This is a genomic window from Kribbella pratensis, assembly GCF_004365355.1.
Lineage (GTDB): Bacteria > Actinomycetota > Actinomycetes > Propionibacteriales > Kribbellaceae > Kribbella.
In genome coordinates this window covers 1,891,434-1,907,357 of record NZ_SODP01000002.1, presented here as the reverse complement: position 1 = coordinate 1,907,357, position 15,924 = coordinate 1,891,434, and the positions used below count along the sequence as shown (strand labels likewise).

The 15,924-nt window shown below is 68.7% G+C and carries 16 protein-coding genes; 8 read left to right on the top strand and 8 right to left on the bottom strand.

What is annotated here, in order from left to right; translation table 11 throughout:
* Positions 1–39 precede the first annotated feature (39 nt).
* Both EV653_RS26005 and EV653_RS26000 read left to right on the top strand, forming a co-directional pair.
* Entirely contained in the window at positions 40–846 is an 807-nt protein-coding gene (locus tag EV653_RS26005) for a glycosyltransferase family 2 protein (RefSeq protein WP_238160083.1), read from the top strand.
* Entirely contained in the window at positions 843–2,387 is a 1,545-nt protein-coding gene (locus tag EV653_RS26000) for a DUF2029 domain-containing protein (protein ID WP_134106281.1), read from the top strand. Before EV653_RS26005 ends, EV653_RS26000 begins: the two co-directional genes overlap by 4 nt.
* A gap of 26 nt (positions 2,388–2,413) precedes the next feature.
* On the opposite strand, the gene larC is transcribed toward EV653_RS26000, so the two are convergent.
* Both larC and larB read right to left on the bottom strand, forming a co-directional pair.
* Positions 2,414–3,751 (bottom strand): nickel pincer cofactor biosynthesis protein LarC, encoded by a 1,338-nt coding sequence (gene larC, locus EV653_RS25995; protein ID WP_134106280.1) that lies wholly within the window; start codon positions 3,749–3,751, stop codon positions 2,414–2,416.
* Positions 3,751–4,467 (bottom strand): nickel pincer cofactor biosynthesis protein LarB, encoded by a 717-nt coding sequence (larB, locus tag EV653_RS25990; RefSeq protein ID WP_134106279.1) that lies wholly within the window; start codon positions 4,465–4,467, stop codon positions 3,751–3,753. The genes larC and larB overlap by 1 nt, the downstream gene beginning before the upstream one ends.
* Before the next feature lie 111 nt (positions 4,468–4,578).
* Between larB and EV653_RS25985 the strand changes: the two genes are divergently transcribed.
* Positions 4,579–5,055 (top strand): DUF4446 family protein, encoded by a 477-nt coding sequence (locus EV653_RS25985; RefSeq protein ID WP_134106278.1) that lies wholly within the window; start codon positions 4,579–4,581, stop codon positions 5,053–5,055.
* Positions 5,056–6,501: 1,446 nt separating this feature from the next.
* Here EV653_RS25985 and EV653_RS25980 read toward each other — a convergent pair.
* Complete coding sequence (locus tag EV653_RS25980) at positions 6,502–8,094, bottom strand: diacylglycerol kinase family protein (RefSeq protein WP_134106277.1); 1,593 nt, start codon at positions 8,092–8,094, stop codon at positions 6,502–6,504.
* Positions 8,095–8,232: 138 nt separating this feature from the next.
* On the opposite strand from EV653_RS25980, the gene serS reads away from it, so the two are divergent.
* Positions 8,233–9,507: a serine--tRNA ligase gene (gene serS / locus EV653_RS25975; protein ID WP_134106276.1), complete on the top strand. Its 1,275-nt coding sequence runs from the start codon at positions 8,233–8,235 to the stop codon at positions 9,505–9,507.
* Positions 9,504–10,292, top strand: coding sequence for an HAD family hydrolase (locus tag EV653_RS25970; RefSeq protein WP_134106275.1), 789 nt, complete (start codon positions 9,504–9,506; stop codon positions 10,290–10,292). Before serS ends, EV653_RS25970 begins: the two co-directional genes overlap by 4 nt.
* Positions 10,293–10,430: 138 nt before the next feature.
* Here the strand turns inward: EV653_RS25970 and EV653_RS25965 are convergent, their stop codons facing one another.
* Positions 10,431–10,985, bottom strand: coding sequence for a WhiB family transcriptional regulator (locus EV653_RS25965; protein WP_238160081.1), 555 nt, complete (start codon positions 10,983–10,985; stop codon positions 10,431–10,433).
* Positions 10,986–11,560: 575 nt separating this feature from the next.
* On the opposite strand from EV653_RS25965, the gene EV653_RS25960 reads away from it, so the two are divergent.
* Positions 11,561–12,370, top strand: coding sequence for an HAD family hydrolase (locus EV653_RS25960; protein ID WP_238160080.1), 810 nt, complete (start codon positions 11,561–11,563; stop codon positions 12,368–12,370).
* A 5-nt stretch (positions 12,371–12,375) separates the two neighbouring features.
* Here EV653_RS25960 and EV653_RS25955 read toward each other — a convergent pair whose 3' ends face one another.
* Together EV653_RS25955 and EV653_RS25950 are read right to left on the bottom strand one after the other, a co-directional pair.
* Positions 12,376–12,990, bottom strand: coding sequence for a bacterial proteasome activator family protein (locus EV653_RS25955; RefSeq protein ID WP_134106273.1), 615 nt, complete (start codon positions 12,988–12,990; stop codon positions 12,376–12,378).
* An 86-nt stretch (positions 12,991–13,076) separates the two neighbouring features.
* Positions 13,077–13,607, bottom strand: a complete 531-nt coding sequence (locus EV653_RS25950) for a CGNR zinc finger domain-containing protein (protein ID WP_134106272.1) — start codon at positions 13,605–13,607, stop codon at positions 13,077–13,079.
* A gap of 25 nt (positions 13,608–13,632) precedes the next feature.
* On the opposite strand from EV653_RS25950, the gene EV653_RS41325 reads away from it, so the two are divergent.
* Positions 13,633–13,794, top strand: coding sequence for a hypothetical protein (locus EV653_RS41325; protein WP_166679557.1), 162 nt, complete (start codon positions 13,633–13,635; stop codon positions 13,792–13,794).
* Here the strand turns inward: EV653_RS41325 and EV653_RS25945 are convergent.
* On the bottom strand, positions 13,778–14,350 hold the full coding sequence (locus EV653_RS25945) for a TetR/AcrR family transcriptional regulator (protein WP_134106271.1): 573 nt from the start codon (positions 14,348–14,350) through the stop codon (positions 13,778–13,780). The two genes, EV653_RS41325 and EV653_RS25945, sit on opposite strands and share 17 nt — an antisense overlap.
* Positions 14,351–14,421: 71 nt before the next feature.
* On the opposite strand from EV653_RS25945, the gene EV653_RS25940 reads away from it, so the two are divergent.
* Positions 14,422–14,838 (top strand): VOC family protein, encoded by a 417-nt coding sequence (locus EV653_RS25940; protein ID WP_134106270.1) that lies wholly within the window; start codon positions 14,422–14,424, stop codon positions 14,836–14,838.
* A 103-nt stretch (positions 14,839–14,941) separates the two neighbouring features.
* Here the strand turns inward: EV653_RS25940 and EV653_RS25935 are convergent, their stop codons facing one another.
* On the bottom strand, positions 14,942–15,919 hold the full coding sequence (locus EV653_RS25935; RefSeq protein ID WP_134106269.1) for an NAD(P)H-quinone oxidoreductase: 978 nt from the start codon (positions 15,917–15,919) through the stop codon (positions 14,942–14,944).
* Positions 15,920–15,924: the final 5 nt, after the last annotated feature.

The following is a 15,924-nucleotide window of genomic DNA, read 5'->3' as shown; positions in this document are numbered from 1 at the left end:
CGAGGTCGATCGGCTGGAGAGGAACTAGGCTGCGGTGCTGTGTCCGGTCATGCTGTGCCCAACAACGACGTGTCCCCCGAGCCGTTCGAGCGCGCCGTCGCCTGTGTGATCCCGGCGAAGGACGAGGCCGACCGGATCGCGGCGACCGTCGACGCGGTGCACAAGATCATCGGGGTGGACCTGGTCGTGGTCGTCGACGACGGCTCGACGGACGGTACGGCGGAGGCCGCAGAGCGCGCCGGTGCCGTCGTGGTCCGCCACGAGCGCAACCGCGGCAAGGCAGCCGCGATGGAGACCGGCGCGGCCGCGGTCGCCCAGCGCGACGGAGCCCGCGCGCGGCACCTGCTGTTCCTCGACGCCGACCTGACCGACACCGCGTCCGGCGCGGGCCCGTTGATCGAGCCGGTGCAGACCGGCCGAGCGGACATGACCATCGGCACGCTGCCTGCACAAGTCCGGGCCGACGGGTCCAAGGCCGGCGGCCACGGCTTCGTCGTACGGCTGTCGCGCGCCGGGATCGAGGAGGCGATCGGCTGGGCGCCTGAGCAGCCGTTGTCCGGCCAGCGCTGTTTGACGCGCGCCGCGTTCGATTCCGCCGTGCCGCTGGCCGCCGGGTTCGGGGTCGAGACCGCCCTGACGATCGACCTCGGTCGGAAGGGCTTCCGCATTCTCGAAGTGCCGATCGACGTCCGGCACCGGGCGACCGGGTCTGATCTGCGCGGTCAACTGCACCGCGCGAAGCAGTACTTGCACGTCCGGCGCGCGCTCGCCGCACGCAGTGCACTCCCCGCGGACGGTGGTGGCCCGTCGCTCCGCAGTCTCTTCCCGCGGAAGTCCGCGCAATGAGCACTGATCTCCAGCTCGGCAAGAAGTACGGTCGCCGGGCCGTCGCCCTCTACCTGGTCAGTACGGCGCTGATCGTCGCGGTCGGCCTGCTCGGACCGTCCGTCGTGGTGCTGACGCTGACCGGCCGGCACCCTTGGCTCCCGTCGTACTGGTTCGACGCGCACGCCAACGACTGGCTCGTGTCAGTGATGATCTACGTCGCGATCGCGCTCGGCGGGTACGGCGTTTTCCTTGCCACCAAGGCGCTCCGGCACGGCTGGGCACCGCGCGTCGACCGATTGATTGCCTTAGGCATCGGTACGATCGCGGCCATCACGTTGGTGCCACCCATGGCTTCCGGCGACGTGCTGATCTACGCGGCGTACGGGCGGATCATGGCGCTCGGCGGCGACCCGTACACGGCTTCGCCCGCGGACACGATCCGGCTCGGGTACGACCCGGTCATCGCCGCGACCGAGCGGCCGTGGCAGGGCGCGCGCAGTGTGTACGGGCCGATCGCGACCTGGATCCAGTGGCTCTCGTCGCTGATCGGCGGCGACTCCGCGCAGCTCACCGTGTGGATGCTGCAGTTGTCGATCGCGATCAGCCTGGTGGTCACCGGCCTCCTGCTGGTCAAGCTGGTTGGCAAGGACCTGCCGGCCCGGCGTCGCGTGATCATGCTCGGCCTCGCGAACCCGCTGATCCTGTGGTCGGTGCTGGCCGGCGCCCACAACGACGCGATCGCGGTGATGTTCGCGGTGATCGCGCTGGTGCTGTTCCGGCGGCACGTGTTCCTGGCAGGCATCCTGATCGGCGTCGCGGGCTGCACCAAGCTGTCGATCGGCCTGGTCGGCGTCGCCATGCTGTGGGCGCTGCGTGCGGATCGGCGGAAGGCCGCGTTCTTCTGCGGCGGCGGTGCGATCGCGATGGGCGGTCTGTACGCGATCGTCGGGCTGCAGGCGTTCCAGCAGGCTCGGTCCCAGACGTCGTTCATCTCGACCGGCACGCCGCACAAGGTGCTGCTGAGCTTCTTCACGCTCTTCCTGCCGAACGGGCTGGTCCGGACCTTCCTGGCGATCCTCGCGTGGGTCGGCCTGATCGTGGTCGCGATCCTGCTGTCTCAGGTGTTCCCGAAGTCGCTGGTCCCGCAGACGCATCCCGACGACCCGACGCCGGCCGCGATCCGGTACACCGCGATCTACGCGATCGCCTGGGTCCTCACCGCGATGTACTCATTGCCCTGGTACGACGTGATCGCCTGGGTCGCTCTCGCCGCCGTTGCCGCGTCGAAGGTGGACGGCCTGATGGTCGTCCGTACGACGATGCTCGCGATCGCGTACGTGCCGGGCCGCGACCCGAACGCGCGGCAGGTCGCGGCGAGTCTGTCGGACTCGCTCGAGTTCTTCAGCGCTCGGCTGCGGGACACTCTCTGCCCCGCAGTCGAGCTGGCGGTGCTGATCGGGTTGATCGTCTGGGCGCGACGCAGTGGTGCGCAGTGGTGGCCGTACGACTGGCCGCGCCGCAAACAGAAAGCCGTCCCGCAGAAGGCCGAAGCGCTGTAGTTCGTTCTAGTTCGCTGTAGTTCTCGCTAGTTCCAGAGGTCGTGGCCCGCTGCGACGGCCTTCGCGAGGATGCTCTTGACCGGCTTCTTCAGCGCGTTCGCGGCGGCGGCCACGTCGTCGTACTCCGGCTGCACGTTGACCACCTGACCGCCGTACCGCGCGATCTTGACGTGGATGCTCTGGCCCTCGACGTCGACCGTGGTGAACTCGCGGTCCGCAGCGTGCTTGCGGATGCCGAACTCACGCAGGCCGATCGCAGAGGTCTCGGACAGGATCACCGCTCGGACCATCTCGGCGTTCGCGCTGCCGACAAGGACCGAGAGCGTGTGCGCCGGGCGGCCCTTCTTCATCAGGATCGGCGTCAGCCACGCGTCCGCGGCGCCGGCTTCCATCAGCCGGGCGAGGACCTGCGGCCAGATCCGCGGGTCGAGATCGTCGACGTTCGTCTCGTAGACGAGCTCGGTTGCGGAGCTCTCGGTCGATTCGCCGAGCACGACGCGCAGAATGTTCGGCACCTCGACCGGGTCGCGCCCGCCGGCGCCGATGCCGGTCTGCTGGATCCGCATCGGCGGGAGCGTCCCGTACTCGTCCGCCAGGCTGGCCAGCAGGGCCGCGCCGGTCGGCGTCGTCATCTCGTACGGCGCTGTGCCGCCGGTGACCGGTGCTTGCGCCTCGGACATGATCGCGAGGACCGCCGGGCCGGGGATCGGGATCCCGCCATGCTGACCGCGAACCTGCCGTCCGCCGCCCAGCACGACCGTCGACACGACGATCCGGTCCAGGTCCAGCGAGACGGACGCCGCGGCTACGCCGACGATGTCCGCGATCGCATCCAGCGCGCCGACCTCGTGGAAGTGCACGGTGTCCGGCTCGACGCCGTGAGCGGCAGCCTCAGCCCTCGCGAGTCGCGCGAAGGTATCGAGAGCCCGCCTCCGCACTGCATCGTTCAGCGCTGCATCCTCGAGCAGCCGCCGAACGTCCGCCCACGCCCGCGTGGGGCCGGAGTGCACATGGTCCGCCCCATGCCCGGCGTCGTCGTGCCTGTGCCCGTGTCCATGACCCGCTGCGTCGGCGTGCTCGTGCTCGGCCGCTTCGTCAGCGGCGTGGGTGTGGCCGTGGCCTGCTGCGTGGCCGTGGCCGGCGTCTGGAGTGTTCTCTGGGTGGGGCTCGCCGTTGACCTCGACCGTGGCTTTGGTGGCGGCGATCTGGTGGCGGGCGGTTTGGGTGACCGTGACCGAGAGGGACGGATCCACGGCGGCCACTGCGGTGTTGATGGCCGCCAGGTCGGCCCCGGCGGCGATGAACGCGCCCAGGAGCATGTCCCCGGAGGCGCCGGCGGAGCAGTCGAGCCAAGCGATGCGCATCAGGCTTCCTTCGTTTCACGCGGAACGGACTGGCGGGCGACCCGAGCGGCGAAGACCCCGGCGCCGAATCCGTTGTCGATGTTCACGACCGACACCCCAGGCGCACACGAGTTCAGCATCCCGAGCAGCGCAGCCAGTCCGCCGAACGATGCGCCGTACCCGACCGACGTCGGCACAGCCACCAGCGGTACGCCGACCAGTCCGCCGACGACGCTGGGCAGCGCACCCTCCATACCGGCCACGACGATCAAGCAGTCCGCGGCGTTCAGCCGCTCCCGTACGCCGAGCACCCGGTGCAGTCCAGCCACACCGACGTCCGTGATGACGTCCACGTCAGCGCCGAAGACGCGAGCAGTCGTCGCCGCCTCAGCCGCAACCGGCGCATCCGAGGTACCAGCAGCAACCACGGCGACGGTTCCGCGCAGTGCGCCGGGCTCGCCGAGGACCGCCGTACGCCCGACCGGATCAACGACAGCTTCCGGCAGCGCAGCGGTCACCGCCTCCTGCGCCTCTTCGGTCAGCCGGGTCGCGAGGACGGCGTGTCCGGGGTGCGTGGCGTGCAGTGTGCGCAGCAGTTCCACCACCTGAGACGGCGTCTTGCCGGCTCCGTAGACGACTTCGGCGTCGCCGGTACGCTCCAAGCGGTCGGTGTCGAGGCGGGCATATCCGAGGTCGTGGACGCCCGGTTGTGGGCCCTGATCAGGCAAATGTGTCACGCCGCGAATCTACGTTGCCCCGGCCCGAGGTGCCGCATCCGTCCCACTCACACACGCTGTGCGATCGCCTGAACACTCAGGCATAACACCGGATGCTTTAGGCTCTCGTGCGTGTCTTCGACGTTAGCCGGTGCCTTCGGGGTCGCTGCCCTGTTCGTGGCGGTGCTTGCCCTGGTCTTCGCGATCCAGGCCCTGCGGGCCCGGACCGACACGTCGTCCGCGCCCGCTCCACTCCCCGAGCCGGAACCCGCACCCGAGCCCGAACCCAAGCCCGGCACGGTGAAGTCCGAACTCCGCAAACTCGGCAAGGAACTCGCCGTCACCCGTGCCGAACTGAAGGACACCCTCCAGCACCTCGCCGTCGTCCGGTACGACGCCTTCGGCGAAACCGGCGGAAAACTGTCGTGGTCCATGGCAATCCTCGACAACAACGGCGACGGCGTCGTCCTCACGTCGATCAACAGCCGCGCCGACGCCCGCACGTACGCCAAGGAAATCAAGTCCTTCACCAGCGAATCCAAACTCTCGCCGGAAGAAGAAGAAGCCATCGACACCCTCCACAAAGAATCCGGCCCAACAGTCAACTAAGGCCGCCCCGCCTGGCCCGCACTCGCCCGCGCTCCGCAGCCGCCTCTCGCCGCTCCACTCCTCGGCGCACCCACTACGCCCGCACCCCACCCACCCCCCGGCTACCGCCGGTGCATCCTTTCCGGCTACAGCCGGGTTCTTCCGGCTACCGCCGGGTGTGCGGGTTGCCGCCCGCGGGTGACTGCTGAGCGGCTGACCAGCCTGTTGTGAGCGTGACGACGGGGAGAGTGATGAGCGGCCTCCCGCGTGCCGCGCGGTCGCCTTCCGTCTTTGCGCTCCTTCGGTGCACCCGCTCCGGGCGCTCCCGCCCACCCCTGGCTGAGCGCCGGTGCACCCTTCCGGCTACCCTCCGGGTGCTCCGGCTGCGGCGCCGCGCCTTGGCGGCGGCGAACGTCGTACCGGCGAGGTCTTCTTCGGTCGCGGCGTCCGGCTGCCGTCGGGATCCTCGGACTGCGTGGGGATCTTCCGGCTGCCACCCGCACCGTCCCGGCTGCCACCGGGACCGTCTGGCTACCCGCCAGGTGCACGGGCTGCCACCCGGGGGTGACTGCTAGCTGGCTGCCGTGCTGCCGTGCTGCCGTGCTGCCGTGCTGCCGTGCTGCCGTGCTGCCGTGGATGGCGTGCATGCCGTGGATGCCATGGATGCCATGTCTCCTGTGGGCTGTGGGGGTGAGGAGTGTGGTTTGGCGGCGGCGGCCGTGCGCTGCTGCTGTGGTGCGTTGAGGGTTTGGCTCCTTTACCATCAGCGGGAAGGTCCGGGGGCCGGGACTTCGATGGTGCCTGGAGGCGGTGGGGTGTGGGGACTGGGCTGGGGCCAGCTGACTGGGCGGCGGAGTTCGGGCGGGCAGGTGAGGTGCGGATTCCGCCGCGGCGGAGGGTTACGGCGCTGAAGGCGGTGCTCTACGGGTTCTTGGTCGCGAACGAGGTTGCTTCCGTCGTATCTGCCGCGCTTGGTCGGCAGAGTTGGCGATGGTGGCCGCTCTTCTGCGTGGTCGCGGTGCCGACCGCGGTTCCGGTGGTCTGGATGTATGCCCGGATCTCCCTCTCAGGTCGGCCGATTCTGATCGTGGACAGGAGCGGGGTATCGCTCGGCCGGAAACGTCTCACCTGGGACGAGATCACGGCCATCGAAAGCCCGAGCTCCCGGCGCCGGCGCCCGTCCGATCCGCGCCGTCCGGTAGACGCGTCTCGCGGGTGGGTCGGGTTCGTCACCGTCGTCCCGGCCGTGGATCGCCGAAAGCGGCAGATCTCCGTGGGAGGGGATCACGTAAATGACCTCGAGGGCCTGGCGGTCTGGCTGGATGCGCTCGCCCGAGAGCATCAAGTCGGCAACCGGACCGCCTGAACCGGCCCAGGCCGCGAAGCCCACCAACCAGACCGCCTGAACCGGCCCAGGCCACGAAACCCACCCCCCCGGCCCGCCGTCGGGGTCTTCTGGCGGGGTGGCTACCTGCGCTTGGGGACTCGGGCGGTTAGTGCGCCGGGCTCGATCTCACACACCAAGTAGCGGCCTGGGCCGATGGGGTCGCCGTCGAGTTGGCGTTGGACGTCGACGGCTGCGTGGATCTCCACCTTCCGGCCGGTGAAGCGCTCGAGGTACATGTCCGTCCGGTTGGTCCGCGTCATCAGGCGCCAGAGGACGATCGGCCATTGCGTCACCCGCCTCGGTGCGATCACGACCACGTCCAGCAGGCCGTCGTCCGGCCGTGCGTCAGGCAGCAGCGGGATGTTCGCCTGCAGCATCCCGACGTTCCCGACCACGACCGTCCGGACCCGTCGTTCGAGTGGCTCCGCGTCGTCCAGCGCCAGGCTCACCCGCACCGACGGATGGTTGATGTTCTTCGCGGCCGACACCAGGTACGCCGTCCAGCCGATCTGCTTCTTCAGATGCGGCGGCGCGTCGGAGATGATCGCGGCGTCCAGCCCCAGGCCGGCCATCACAGCGAAGTGGTCCGTGTCCAGCTGATCGCCGTGCACCCGGACCAGGTCGATCCGGCGGTCGCGGCCTTCCAGCGTCCGCTCGAGGGCGTCGTCCAGGTCGAGCGGGATGTGCAGGTTGCGGGCCAGCAGATTGCCGGTGCCGGCCGGGATCACGCCGACCGGGATGCCGGTGTGCGCGAGCGCTGAGCAGACCACCCGGACCGTGCCGTCGCCTCCCGCGACCAGCACCAGATCCGATTCGTACTCGATCGCCTGCTTGGCCATCGCGTTGCCGGCGTCGTCCTCGCGGGTCTCCAGCCACAGCGGCTCGTCGTACCCACGGACCTCGAGGGCTCGCGTGACCTTCCGGCGGAACGCGACGCCGTCGCCGACCTTGATCGGGTTGACGATCACGGCTGCCCGCGGGGGAGCCGCCGTACCGTCGCCATCTGACGGCGTACGACGTCGGCGGCGGCGCAGCCCCGGTCGGAGACCGAACCCGATCGACGTCGCGGTCAGGATGGCCAGACCGAGCGCCCAGCCGCCGAGTACGTCGGACACGTAGTGGACGTTCAACGCGATCCGGTCGGCCGACACGATCCACACCACCGCGATCACCGGCAGCAGGACCAGCAGCCGGAACCGTCGCCGCCAACCCCGCACCGACGGCAGTACGACGCCGAGCGCGCCGGCCATCACGAACGCGGCCGTCGCGTGACCGGACACGTACGAGTAGCCGCTCGCCGTGACCAGCATCTGGGCCGGCGGCTCGCGCTCGAAGATCTGTTGAACCACTTGGACCAGCACGAGCTCGGCGGCCGCCGACGTGAGCAGCCAGAACGTCAGCAAGCGGGCGCGGCGATGCCAGAGGTACGCCGCGACGATCACGATCACCGCCCGCGACGTCCACGGCAGCACGACCGCCCCGACGACCTGCCAGAAGTCGACGACGCTCTCGTGCACGGCGCCGTACGAAGCGACTCGGTCGGCGACCGACTGGTCCCAGCGCGCCAGCGGCGGCCAGTGCTCGAACACCAGCAGCGTGATCACCGTGAACGGCAGCGCACCCAGCACGACCGTGAGCGCGCGGCCGACCGGACTGGGTGGGTGGTGGTTCATCGCCCCCTCAGGCCCCCTCCGTGATCGGGTGCACTCAGTGCTTCGTCGAGAAGCGTGCGGCACGCTCCTCGACGAGACACACCCCATCATCCCGAATAGACTTCGCCGCCGATGACACGCCCCGATACCCTCATGGGTGTGATTGACGCGAAACTGCTCCGTGAGAACCCCGATGTCGTCCGCGCGGCCCTGACCAAGCGCGGTGAGAGTACGGACCTGGTCGACCAGATCCTGGTTGCCGACAGTGAGCGTCGATCGTCCATCTCCGCCTTCGAGGCGCTGCGGGCCGAGCAGAAGTCGCTCGGCAAGGAGGTCGCCCGGGCGAAGGGTGACGAGCGGACCGCTCTGCTGGAGCGGACCAAAGCCGTGGCCGCGGACGTGAAGGCCAACGAGGCGGCTGCCAAGGAGGCCGAGCAGCGCTTCGACGAGCTCGCGAAGGCGCTGCCGAACCTGGTCTCCGACGAGGCTCCGGTCGGCGGCGAGGACGACTTCGTCGTGGTCGAGGAGGTCGGCAAGCCGCGTGACTTCGCGGCCGAGGGCTTCGAGCCCCGCGATCACCTCGAGCTGGGCGAACTGCTCGATGCGATCGACATGGAGCGCGGCGCCAAGATCTCGGGCAGCCGGTTCTACTTCCTCAAGGGCGCCGGTATGCTGCTCCAGCTCGGCATGCTGCAGCTGGCCGTCCAGCAGGCGGTGGAGAACGGCTTCACCCCGATGATCACGCCGACGCTGGTCAAGCCCGAGGTGATGGGCGGCACCGGGTACCTGTCGGCGCACGACGACGTGTACCGGCTCGAGGACCCCGAGCTGTACCTGACCGGTACGTCGGAGGTCGCGCTCGCCGGCTACCACATGGACGAGATCCTCGACCTGTCCAACGGCCCGATCCGGTACGCCGGCTGGTCGTCCTGCTACCGCAAGGAAGCCGGGTCGCACGGGAAGGACACCCGCGGGATCATCCGCGTCCACCAGTTCGACAAGGTTGAGATGTTCTCCTACTGCAAGCTCGAGGACGCCGCCGACGAGCACCTGCGGCTGCTGTCCTGGGAGAAGGAGATGCTCGACAAGATGGAGCTGAGCTACCGGGTGATCGACACCGCGACCGGTGACCTCGGCGTCTCGGCGTACCGGAAGTTCGACTGCGAGGCGTGGGTGCCGACGCAGGGCCGGTACCGCGAGCTGACGTCGACGTCGAACTGCACGGACTTCCAGGCCCGCCGGTTGAACATCCGGCACCGCGACGCCGACGGCAAGACGCAGCCGGTCGCGACGCTGAACGGGACGCTGGCCACCACCCGCTGGATCGTCGCCATCCTGGAGACACACCAGCTGGCCGACGGCTCGGTCCGGGTGCCGACGGCGCTCCAGCCGTACGTCGGCGGTCGCGAGGTCCTCGAACCGGTCGGTAAATGACCGGGAGGCCGACAGCCGTTGCCCTGGACATCGATGGCACGCTCATAGATCACGACGAGGGATTGTCGCCGGCAGTTCTGGACGCCGTTCGCCGTACGGCGGCGCAGGTTCCCGTCATCCTGGCCACCGGCCGGGCCTGGTCGACCACCAAGCCGGTGGCCGAGCGGCTCGGCCTGCCGGCCGGCGCATTCGTTGTCTGCAGCAACGGCGCGCGGACGATGCGGTTCCCGGACGGCGACGTCGTCGACGAGCGGACCTTCGACCCGTCGACGGTGATCACGTCGGTGCGCAAGCACGCGCCGAACGCACGGATGGCCGTCGAGGAGTTCGACGGCACCTACCTGGTGACCGCGCCGTTCCCGGACGGCGACCTCGGTCGTGATGCCAGGATCCGCGTTGTCGGCGACGACGAGCTCGCGCCGCAGCCCGTGACCCGGTTGATCATCCGTGACCCGGACCAGTCGGAGAGCGACTTCGTCCACCTGGCGGAACGCCTCGGCCTGCACGGCGTCAGCTATTTCGTCGGTTGGACCGCCTGGCTCGACATCGCCCCCGAAGGCGTCGACAAGTCGACCGGGCTGAAGGTCGCGCTCGCGCAGTACGACCTGGATCCGTCCGGCCTGCTGGCGATAGGTGACGGACGCAACGATATCGAGATGCTGACGTACGCCGGTCTCGGTATCGCCATGGGTTCGGCTCCTGAAGAGGTGAAGTCGGCCGCCGACGAGGTGACCAAATCCGTCCAGGACGACGGCGTGGCCACGATACTCAACCGCTGGTTCTGACCACAGGCTTTTCGGCGAGGATCGAATGGCCTGACGCGATCAACTTGCGGTAGGCAACCGAAAGGCCCGGAACCCCTGTGTATACAGGAGTTCCGGGCCCCGTGTCTCCGATAGTCCGCTGGCGGGCCGAGTATCGGATCAAGCAACCCGGCTGCTGCCGGTCCGGCGTGCCTGGGACTGCTGGTCGACGACGGCGTCGAACGCGTCGAGCACGGCGCTGACCTCGGGCCGCGGCCGCGGCGTCTTGGCTGCCGGGCTCTGGCCGCGCCGGGCACGGCGCAGGTGGCGCTTCACCGTCGACAGCGAGCAGCCCAGCCGCATGGCCAGGGACTCCAGGCTGTCGTTCGGGTACTGCGTGCGCAGCCGGAGGACCTCTTCGTGGCTCACCGGCCGGCGCGTGCCCCGTGCACCGGCGAGCTGGTCGAAGTCGTCGGCCTGCACCTCGACGTCGAGCAGGTTGCGGATCGAACGCCGTTGTACGGCAGTGGTTCCGGCGACGAAGCCGCTGACATCGTGCTCGGCGACGGCGCTGTACAGGCATTCGGTGAAGAGCGGGCAGGACGCGCACAACGCCTTTGCCTCGCGGACGAGTTGTTCGTACCGCTCCCGCGTACGGCGGGTTGCGGACGCGGGCGGCGGCTCTTCCATCAAGCGGTGCTGAAAGATGTCGGAGCGGGCGATGCAGCCGGTCATTGCCCCCTCCCTGATGGAAGATGTGTCGACAGCCGCTCGGGAGCTACTGCCCCCCGGCCCCGCTAGATTGGCGCTGTTGACGGTCATCAAGGCTCCCCAAGTATCAAGACCCGAGTGAACGAACGATGAACAACGTTCGCCCGCACGGATCCGCTAGCTGATGGACCCGCGCTTTGTTGCCGGCCCACCATGTCGTCCCGGGCGCGGGACGCACCGATCCATAACTGTTGACGCCACTGCCGGGGATTTGGTTGCAGCCAATTCCACAACAGTTCTTCGACGTTTCTGTGTGCTTCCGGAGCGGGGCGGCATCAGTCGCGCTGAACCAGAACACGCTTAGGACGCGGCCGAACAGCCGCCGGTTCCCCACCAGACCAACGCATGAAATCACGCGCCAACCGTGCCGCGCAGGGGAACTTGCTGCCTTTGCAGCATCCTGCCGTAACGGTCTGATGACGTTGTCAAAAGCTCAATCAGATAAGTCAAAACGGGCTGAAACCGACGTCCAACAGCTTGCGCCCGGGGCGTCGGGAGGAGTAGTGCGACGCCGGCTGCGACGAGGATACGGTGGCCTGGTGACGGCTTCGCAGTACCCCCGCCTGATTGCCACCGATCTCGACGGAACGCTGGTCCGCAGCGACGGCACCGTGTCCGAGCGGACGCGGTCCGCCGTACTCGCGGCACAGCACGCCGGAAGTGTTTTCGTGATGGTCACCGCCCGGCCACCTCGCTGGCTGCACGACCTGTCGTATCTGGTCGGCGATCACGGGATCGCGATAGTTGCCAACGGCGCTATTTTGTACGACGTCCTGCGTCGCAAGGCGATCCGGACCCGATTGATCGATCCCGCGGTCGCGCTCGACGTCGCGCAAGCGATCCGTACGGCGATCCCCGACGTGCAGTTCGCCATCGAGCGACCGGACCGCTACGGACAGGAACCGGTCTACCTCAACCGCTGGCCCAAACCTGACGACACGTTGGTCGCCGCGGTCGAGGAGCTGCTTTCGGAGCCGGCCGCAAAACTGCTCGTCCGGCATCCGAGCCTGCCCTCCGACGAGCTGCTGGCGCTGGTCACACCGTTGGTCGGCCAACGGGTCACGGCCAGCCACAGCGGCGGTCACGGATTGGTGGAGATTTCCGCAAGTGGTGTCTCGAAGGCGGCGATGCTGGCCGATTTCGCCGCAGAGCAAGGGATCTCGGCTGCTGAGACGATCGCGTTCGGTGATTCCGTCAACGATCTGCCGATGCTCGCCTGGGCGGGTACGTCGTACGGCGTGGCCAATGCACACCCCGAAGTTCTGGCAGTAGTGGACAAAGTCTGTCCTGCAAACGACGAGGACGGCGTCGCCGCCGTCCTCGAGGAGTTGTTGCAGCCTTTGAAATAAGGCGATTACAAATACATCCCGCCGGTGCGCGGGTCCTCGGTATTGGCGGCCTGCGGTGAGCCGGGGAAGCCCGGGTGCCCCTCGGGCAGCGGCTGGCCGCCGGGCAGTGCGCGCCGCATCTGCTCGAGCTGCTGCCGCGCGGCCATCTGCTGCGCGAACAGCGCGGTCTGGATGCCGTGGAACAAGCCCTCCAGCCAGCCCACCAGCTGCGCCTGCGCGATCCGCAACTCGGCGTCGGTCGGGGTGCTGTCGTCGGTGAAGTCGAGGCTGAGCCGCTCCAGCTCCTCGACGAGTTCCGGCGCCAGACCGCTCTCGAGCTCCTTGATCGACGCTTTGTGGATCGCGCGCAGCCGGGCCCGGGAGGCTTCGTCGAGCGGCGCCGACTTCACCTCTTCCAGCAGCTGCCGGATCATGTTGGCGACCCGCATGACCTTGGCCGGTTGCTCGACCAGTTCGGTCACCGAACGCGGCTCGTCCTCCTGCTCGTCGCGGTGGTCGTCGTCGGAGCGCGGCGGCCCTTCGACGGCCATGCCATCAGGCCCGACGATCAGCACCTTGCCGTCCTCGGTCTTCGCCCCAGTCATCGGAATTCCCTGGCGCTCGCTGCTGCTCTCGGTCATCTGCCCATCGTAGTTCGACCCCACTTTGAGCCCTCACCGACCATCGCCGGCATCGTCGGGTGGTTGGCCGGTGCTCAAGGAGGGGCTCAGGATGCGCGGGCGCGGTGGCGGCGTACGGCGTCGCGGTTGGCGCAGGTCGGGCTGCAGTAGCGTTGGCGCCCGGTGCGGGACAGGTCGGCGTACACGTTGTCGCAGCCGTCCGTGGCGCAGCGGCCGAGTCGCGTGATGCCGCGGCCGGCCAGATGCAGCGCCGTACCCGTGCTGATCAGTGTCGCGACCAATCGCCCGACCGGGACGTTCTCCGGGCGGTAGTGCATGTGCCAGCCGTCGCCCGCGTGGTTCGTGAGCCGCGGATGCTCGGTGTACTTCGCGAGCATCGCGTTCACCAGATCGACCCGCGTCTGCTCGTCCTCCGCGTCCACAACCTGCAGCCACTCCTCGATCGCGATGTTGACGGCCGCCAGGTCCGCCGCGGTCACGCGCCGTTCGCGCACCAGCCGGCTCTCGACGCCGCTCTCCTCGCACCGCTCGGCCAGCTCCTCCGGTGTGGTCGCCGGCCGAGTGACCAGGTTGACCGCCAGCAGAACCGCGTCCGCGCCGTAAGGGTTGAGATGCATAATGCCATTACATCACGATGGTTTCATGACAGAAACCCATCGGCACCGCTGGAGCGCAGTGTCCGCCCATCAGGTCAGCGAGGGTCTGGTCGTGTACCAGCGTTGCGCTTGCGGTCAATGGCGCATCGCCAGCACACCGCCGTACCCCGTCGCGTACCCCGAGGTCGCGATCAGTCCTTCGCGGTGAGACGGCGGACGAGGCGTGCGGTGGTCGCGTCGACGTCGTACGGATGGCCGGTCCCCGGGGTCAGTTGGTCGAGGACCAGGCCGTCGATCGCGAAGTGCAGCAGGCGAATCTCCTCGGCGCCGCCCGGCAGGCCGGCGTTCGCGTTGAACGCGACGTCCGCGTCGAAGCCCTGCCGGATTGTCCGCGACAGGATCTCGTTGAGACCCGGGCGGCGAGCTGCCTCCAGGCGGAGCTCCAGGAGAGCGAGCGAGAGCTCGGGGCGCCCGAGCAGACGCTCGACGATGTAGCGCACGTAGTCGGTCATCAGATCGACATCCGGCTTCCGCTGGGCCAGTGGCTCGAGGACGGCTGGGTCCGGCGCGAGCCGCTCGAAGATCCGCTCGCCGAGTGCACCGAGCAACGCGTCGCGGGTCTTGAAGTAGTTCGACGCAGTGCCGGCAGGGAGCCCGGCGGCGGCGTCGACGGCTCGATGGGTGAGTCCGCGGGCGCCGGCCTCCGCGAGGACGGCCAGGCCGGCGTCAGCGAGCTGGGCACGGCGTTCCGGGTTCCGCGGCATGTTGACAGGCTACCAGGGTTCCACTACAACTGTCGTACACAACAACAACAGCTGTAGTAGTCAGGAGATCTATGCAACCCGCGGCATTCGGCGCGACCGTGGTGACCGACCGGCCTTCGGACGTCGCCGCCTTCTACACGCAGTACCTGGATCTCCAGGTCGGTATCGACCTCGGCTGGTTCATCACGCTCCGCCGGGGTACGGCGGACTGGGAGCTCGCGATCTGCGAGCGGGGTCATCCGACCGTTCCGGCAGCGGTGTCGGCGCAAACCGAGAGTACGAATGTCTTCGGCTTCATCGTCGACGACGTGGACAAGGTCGCCGCTTTACTGGTCGAAGGTGGCGTCCGGCTCGAGACCGAGCCGGTGACCGAGGTGTTCGGGCAGCGGCATTTCTTCGTTCGCGACCCTGCCGGCACCTGGATCGACGTGATTCAGCTGGTGGAACCCGATCCGGAGTGGGCCACGGCCAACCTGGAATCGAGGTGAGCGAACTCCCCGCACTGACCAACCTCGCTCCAACGGACATGTCGATCAGCGGCTGAGCGTGAGCCCGGCCCGAGTGAGGGGTTTGGTCAGTGCGGCAGGTTCGCTAGATCGTCAGCAGGACCTTGCCCAGCTGGCTGGACTGCTCGAGGGTCTCGTGAGCCTTGGCGACCTCGGCGAGGGGGAAGGTGGTGTGGACGATCGGACGGACCTTCTTCTCCGCGATCAGCGGCCAGACGTGGCCGACGACCTCGGCGAGGATCCGCCCCTTGTCCTCGACCGAGCGGAACCGCAGGCCGGTGGCGATGATCGAGCCGCGCCGGCTCATCAGCCGGCCGAGGTCGACTTCGCCCCTCGCGCCGCCCTGCATCCCGATCACGACCAGGCGTCCGTCGTACGCGAGCGACTTCACGTTGTCGGTCAGGTACTTCGCGCCCATGATGTCGAGGATGACGTCGGCGCCGGCCTTCTTGGTCGCCTCCTGGACGACCGAGGCCCACTCGGCTTCCTTGTAGTTGATCGCGACGTCCGCACCGAGCCGGGTGCAGAACTCCATCTTCTCCTTGCTGCCGACCGTGGTCAGCACCCGTGCGCCGTGCGCGACCGCTAGCTGGATCGCCATCGAGCCGATCCCGGACGAGCCGCCGTGTACCAGCAGGGTCTCGCCGGCCTTGAGGTGTGCGGTCATGAAGATGTTCGACCAGACGGTCGCCACGACCTCGGGCAGCGCGGCGGCGCTGACCAGATCCAGGCCGTCAGGGACCGGCATCACCTGTGGAGCGGGTACGGCGACCTTCTCGGCGTACCCGCCGCCGGCGAGCAGCGCGCAGCACTCGTCGCCGACGGACCAGCCCTCGACCTCGGCGCCGACCGCGGAGATCCGGCCCGACACCTCGAGCCCGATCGTGCCGGGGGCGCCGGGCGGCGGCGGGTAGAAGCCCTGCCGCTGCATGAGATCGGCCCGGTTCACGCCGGCGGCGACGACGTCGATGACGACCTCGTCGACGGCTGGTTGCGGGTCCGGGATCTCGCCGATCCGGAGGACCTCGATTCCGCCGGCACCCTCACACACGACAGCTCGCATGCTTC

Bases quoted from the DNA above. Each gene is read 5' to 3' on its own strand.
- EV653_RS26000 (WP_134106281.1), top strand. From the start codon at position 843: ATGAGCACTGATCTCCAGCTCGGCAAGAAGTACGGTCGCCGGGCCGTC.
- larC (WP_134106280.1), bottom strand. From the start codon at position 3,751: ATGCGCATCGCTTGGCTCGACTGCTCCGCCGGCGCCTCCGGGGACATG.
- EV653_RS25980 (WP_134106277.1), bottom strand. From the start codon at position 8,094: ATGAACCACCACCCACCCAGTCCGGTCGGCCGCGCGCTCACGGTCGTG.
- EV653_RS25970 (WP_134106275.1), top strand. From the start codon at position 9,504: ATGACCGGGAGGCCGACAGCCGTTGCCCTGGACATCGATGGCACGCTC.
- EV653_RS25965 (WP_238160081.1), bottom strand. From the start codon at position 10,985: ATGACCGGCTGCATCGCCCGCTCCGACATCTTTCAGCACCGCTTGATG.
- EV653_RS25955 (WP_134106273.1), bottom strand. From the start codon at position 12,990: ATGACCGAGAGCAGCAGCGAGCGCCAGGGAATTCCGATGACTGGGGCG.
- EV653_RS25950 (WP_134106272.1), bottom strand. From the start codon at position 13,607: ATGCATCTCAACCCTTACGGCGCGGACGCGGTTCTGCTGGCGGTCAAC.
- EV653_RS41325 (WP_166679557.1), top strand. From the start codon at position 13,633: ATGACAGAAACCCATCGGCACCGCTGGAGCGCAGTGTCCGCCCATCAG.
- EV653_RS25945 (WP_134106271.1), bottom strand. From the start codon at position 14,350: ATGCCGCGGAACCCGGAACGCCGTGCCCAGCTCGCTGACGCCGGCCTG.
- EV653_RS25940 (WP_134106270.1), top strand. From the start codon at position 14,422: ATGCAACCCGCGGCATTCGGCGCGACCGTGGTGACCGACCGGCCTTCG.
- EV653_RS25935 (WP_134106269.1), bottom strand. From the start codon at position 15,919: ATGCGAGCTGTCGTGTGTGAGGGTGCCGGCGGAATCGAGGTCCTCCGG.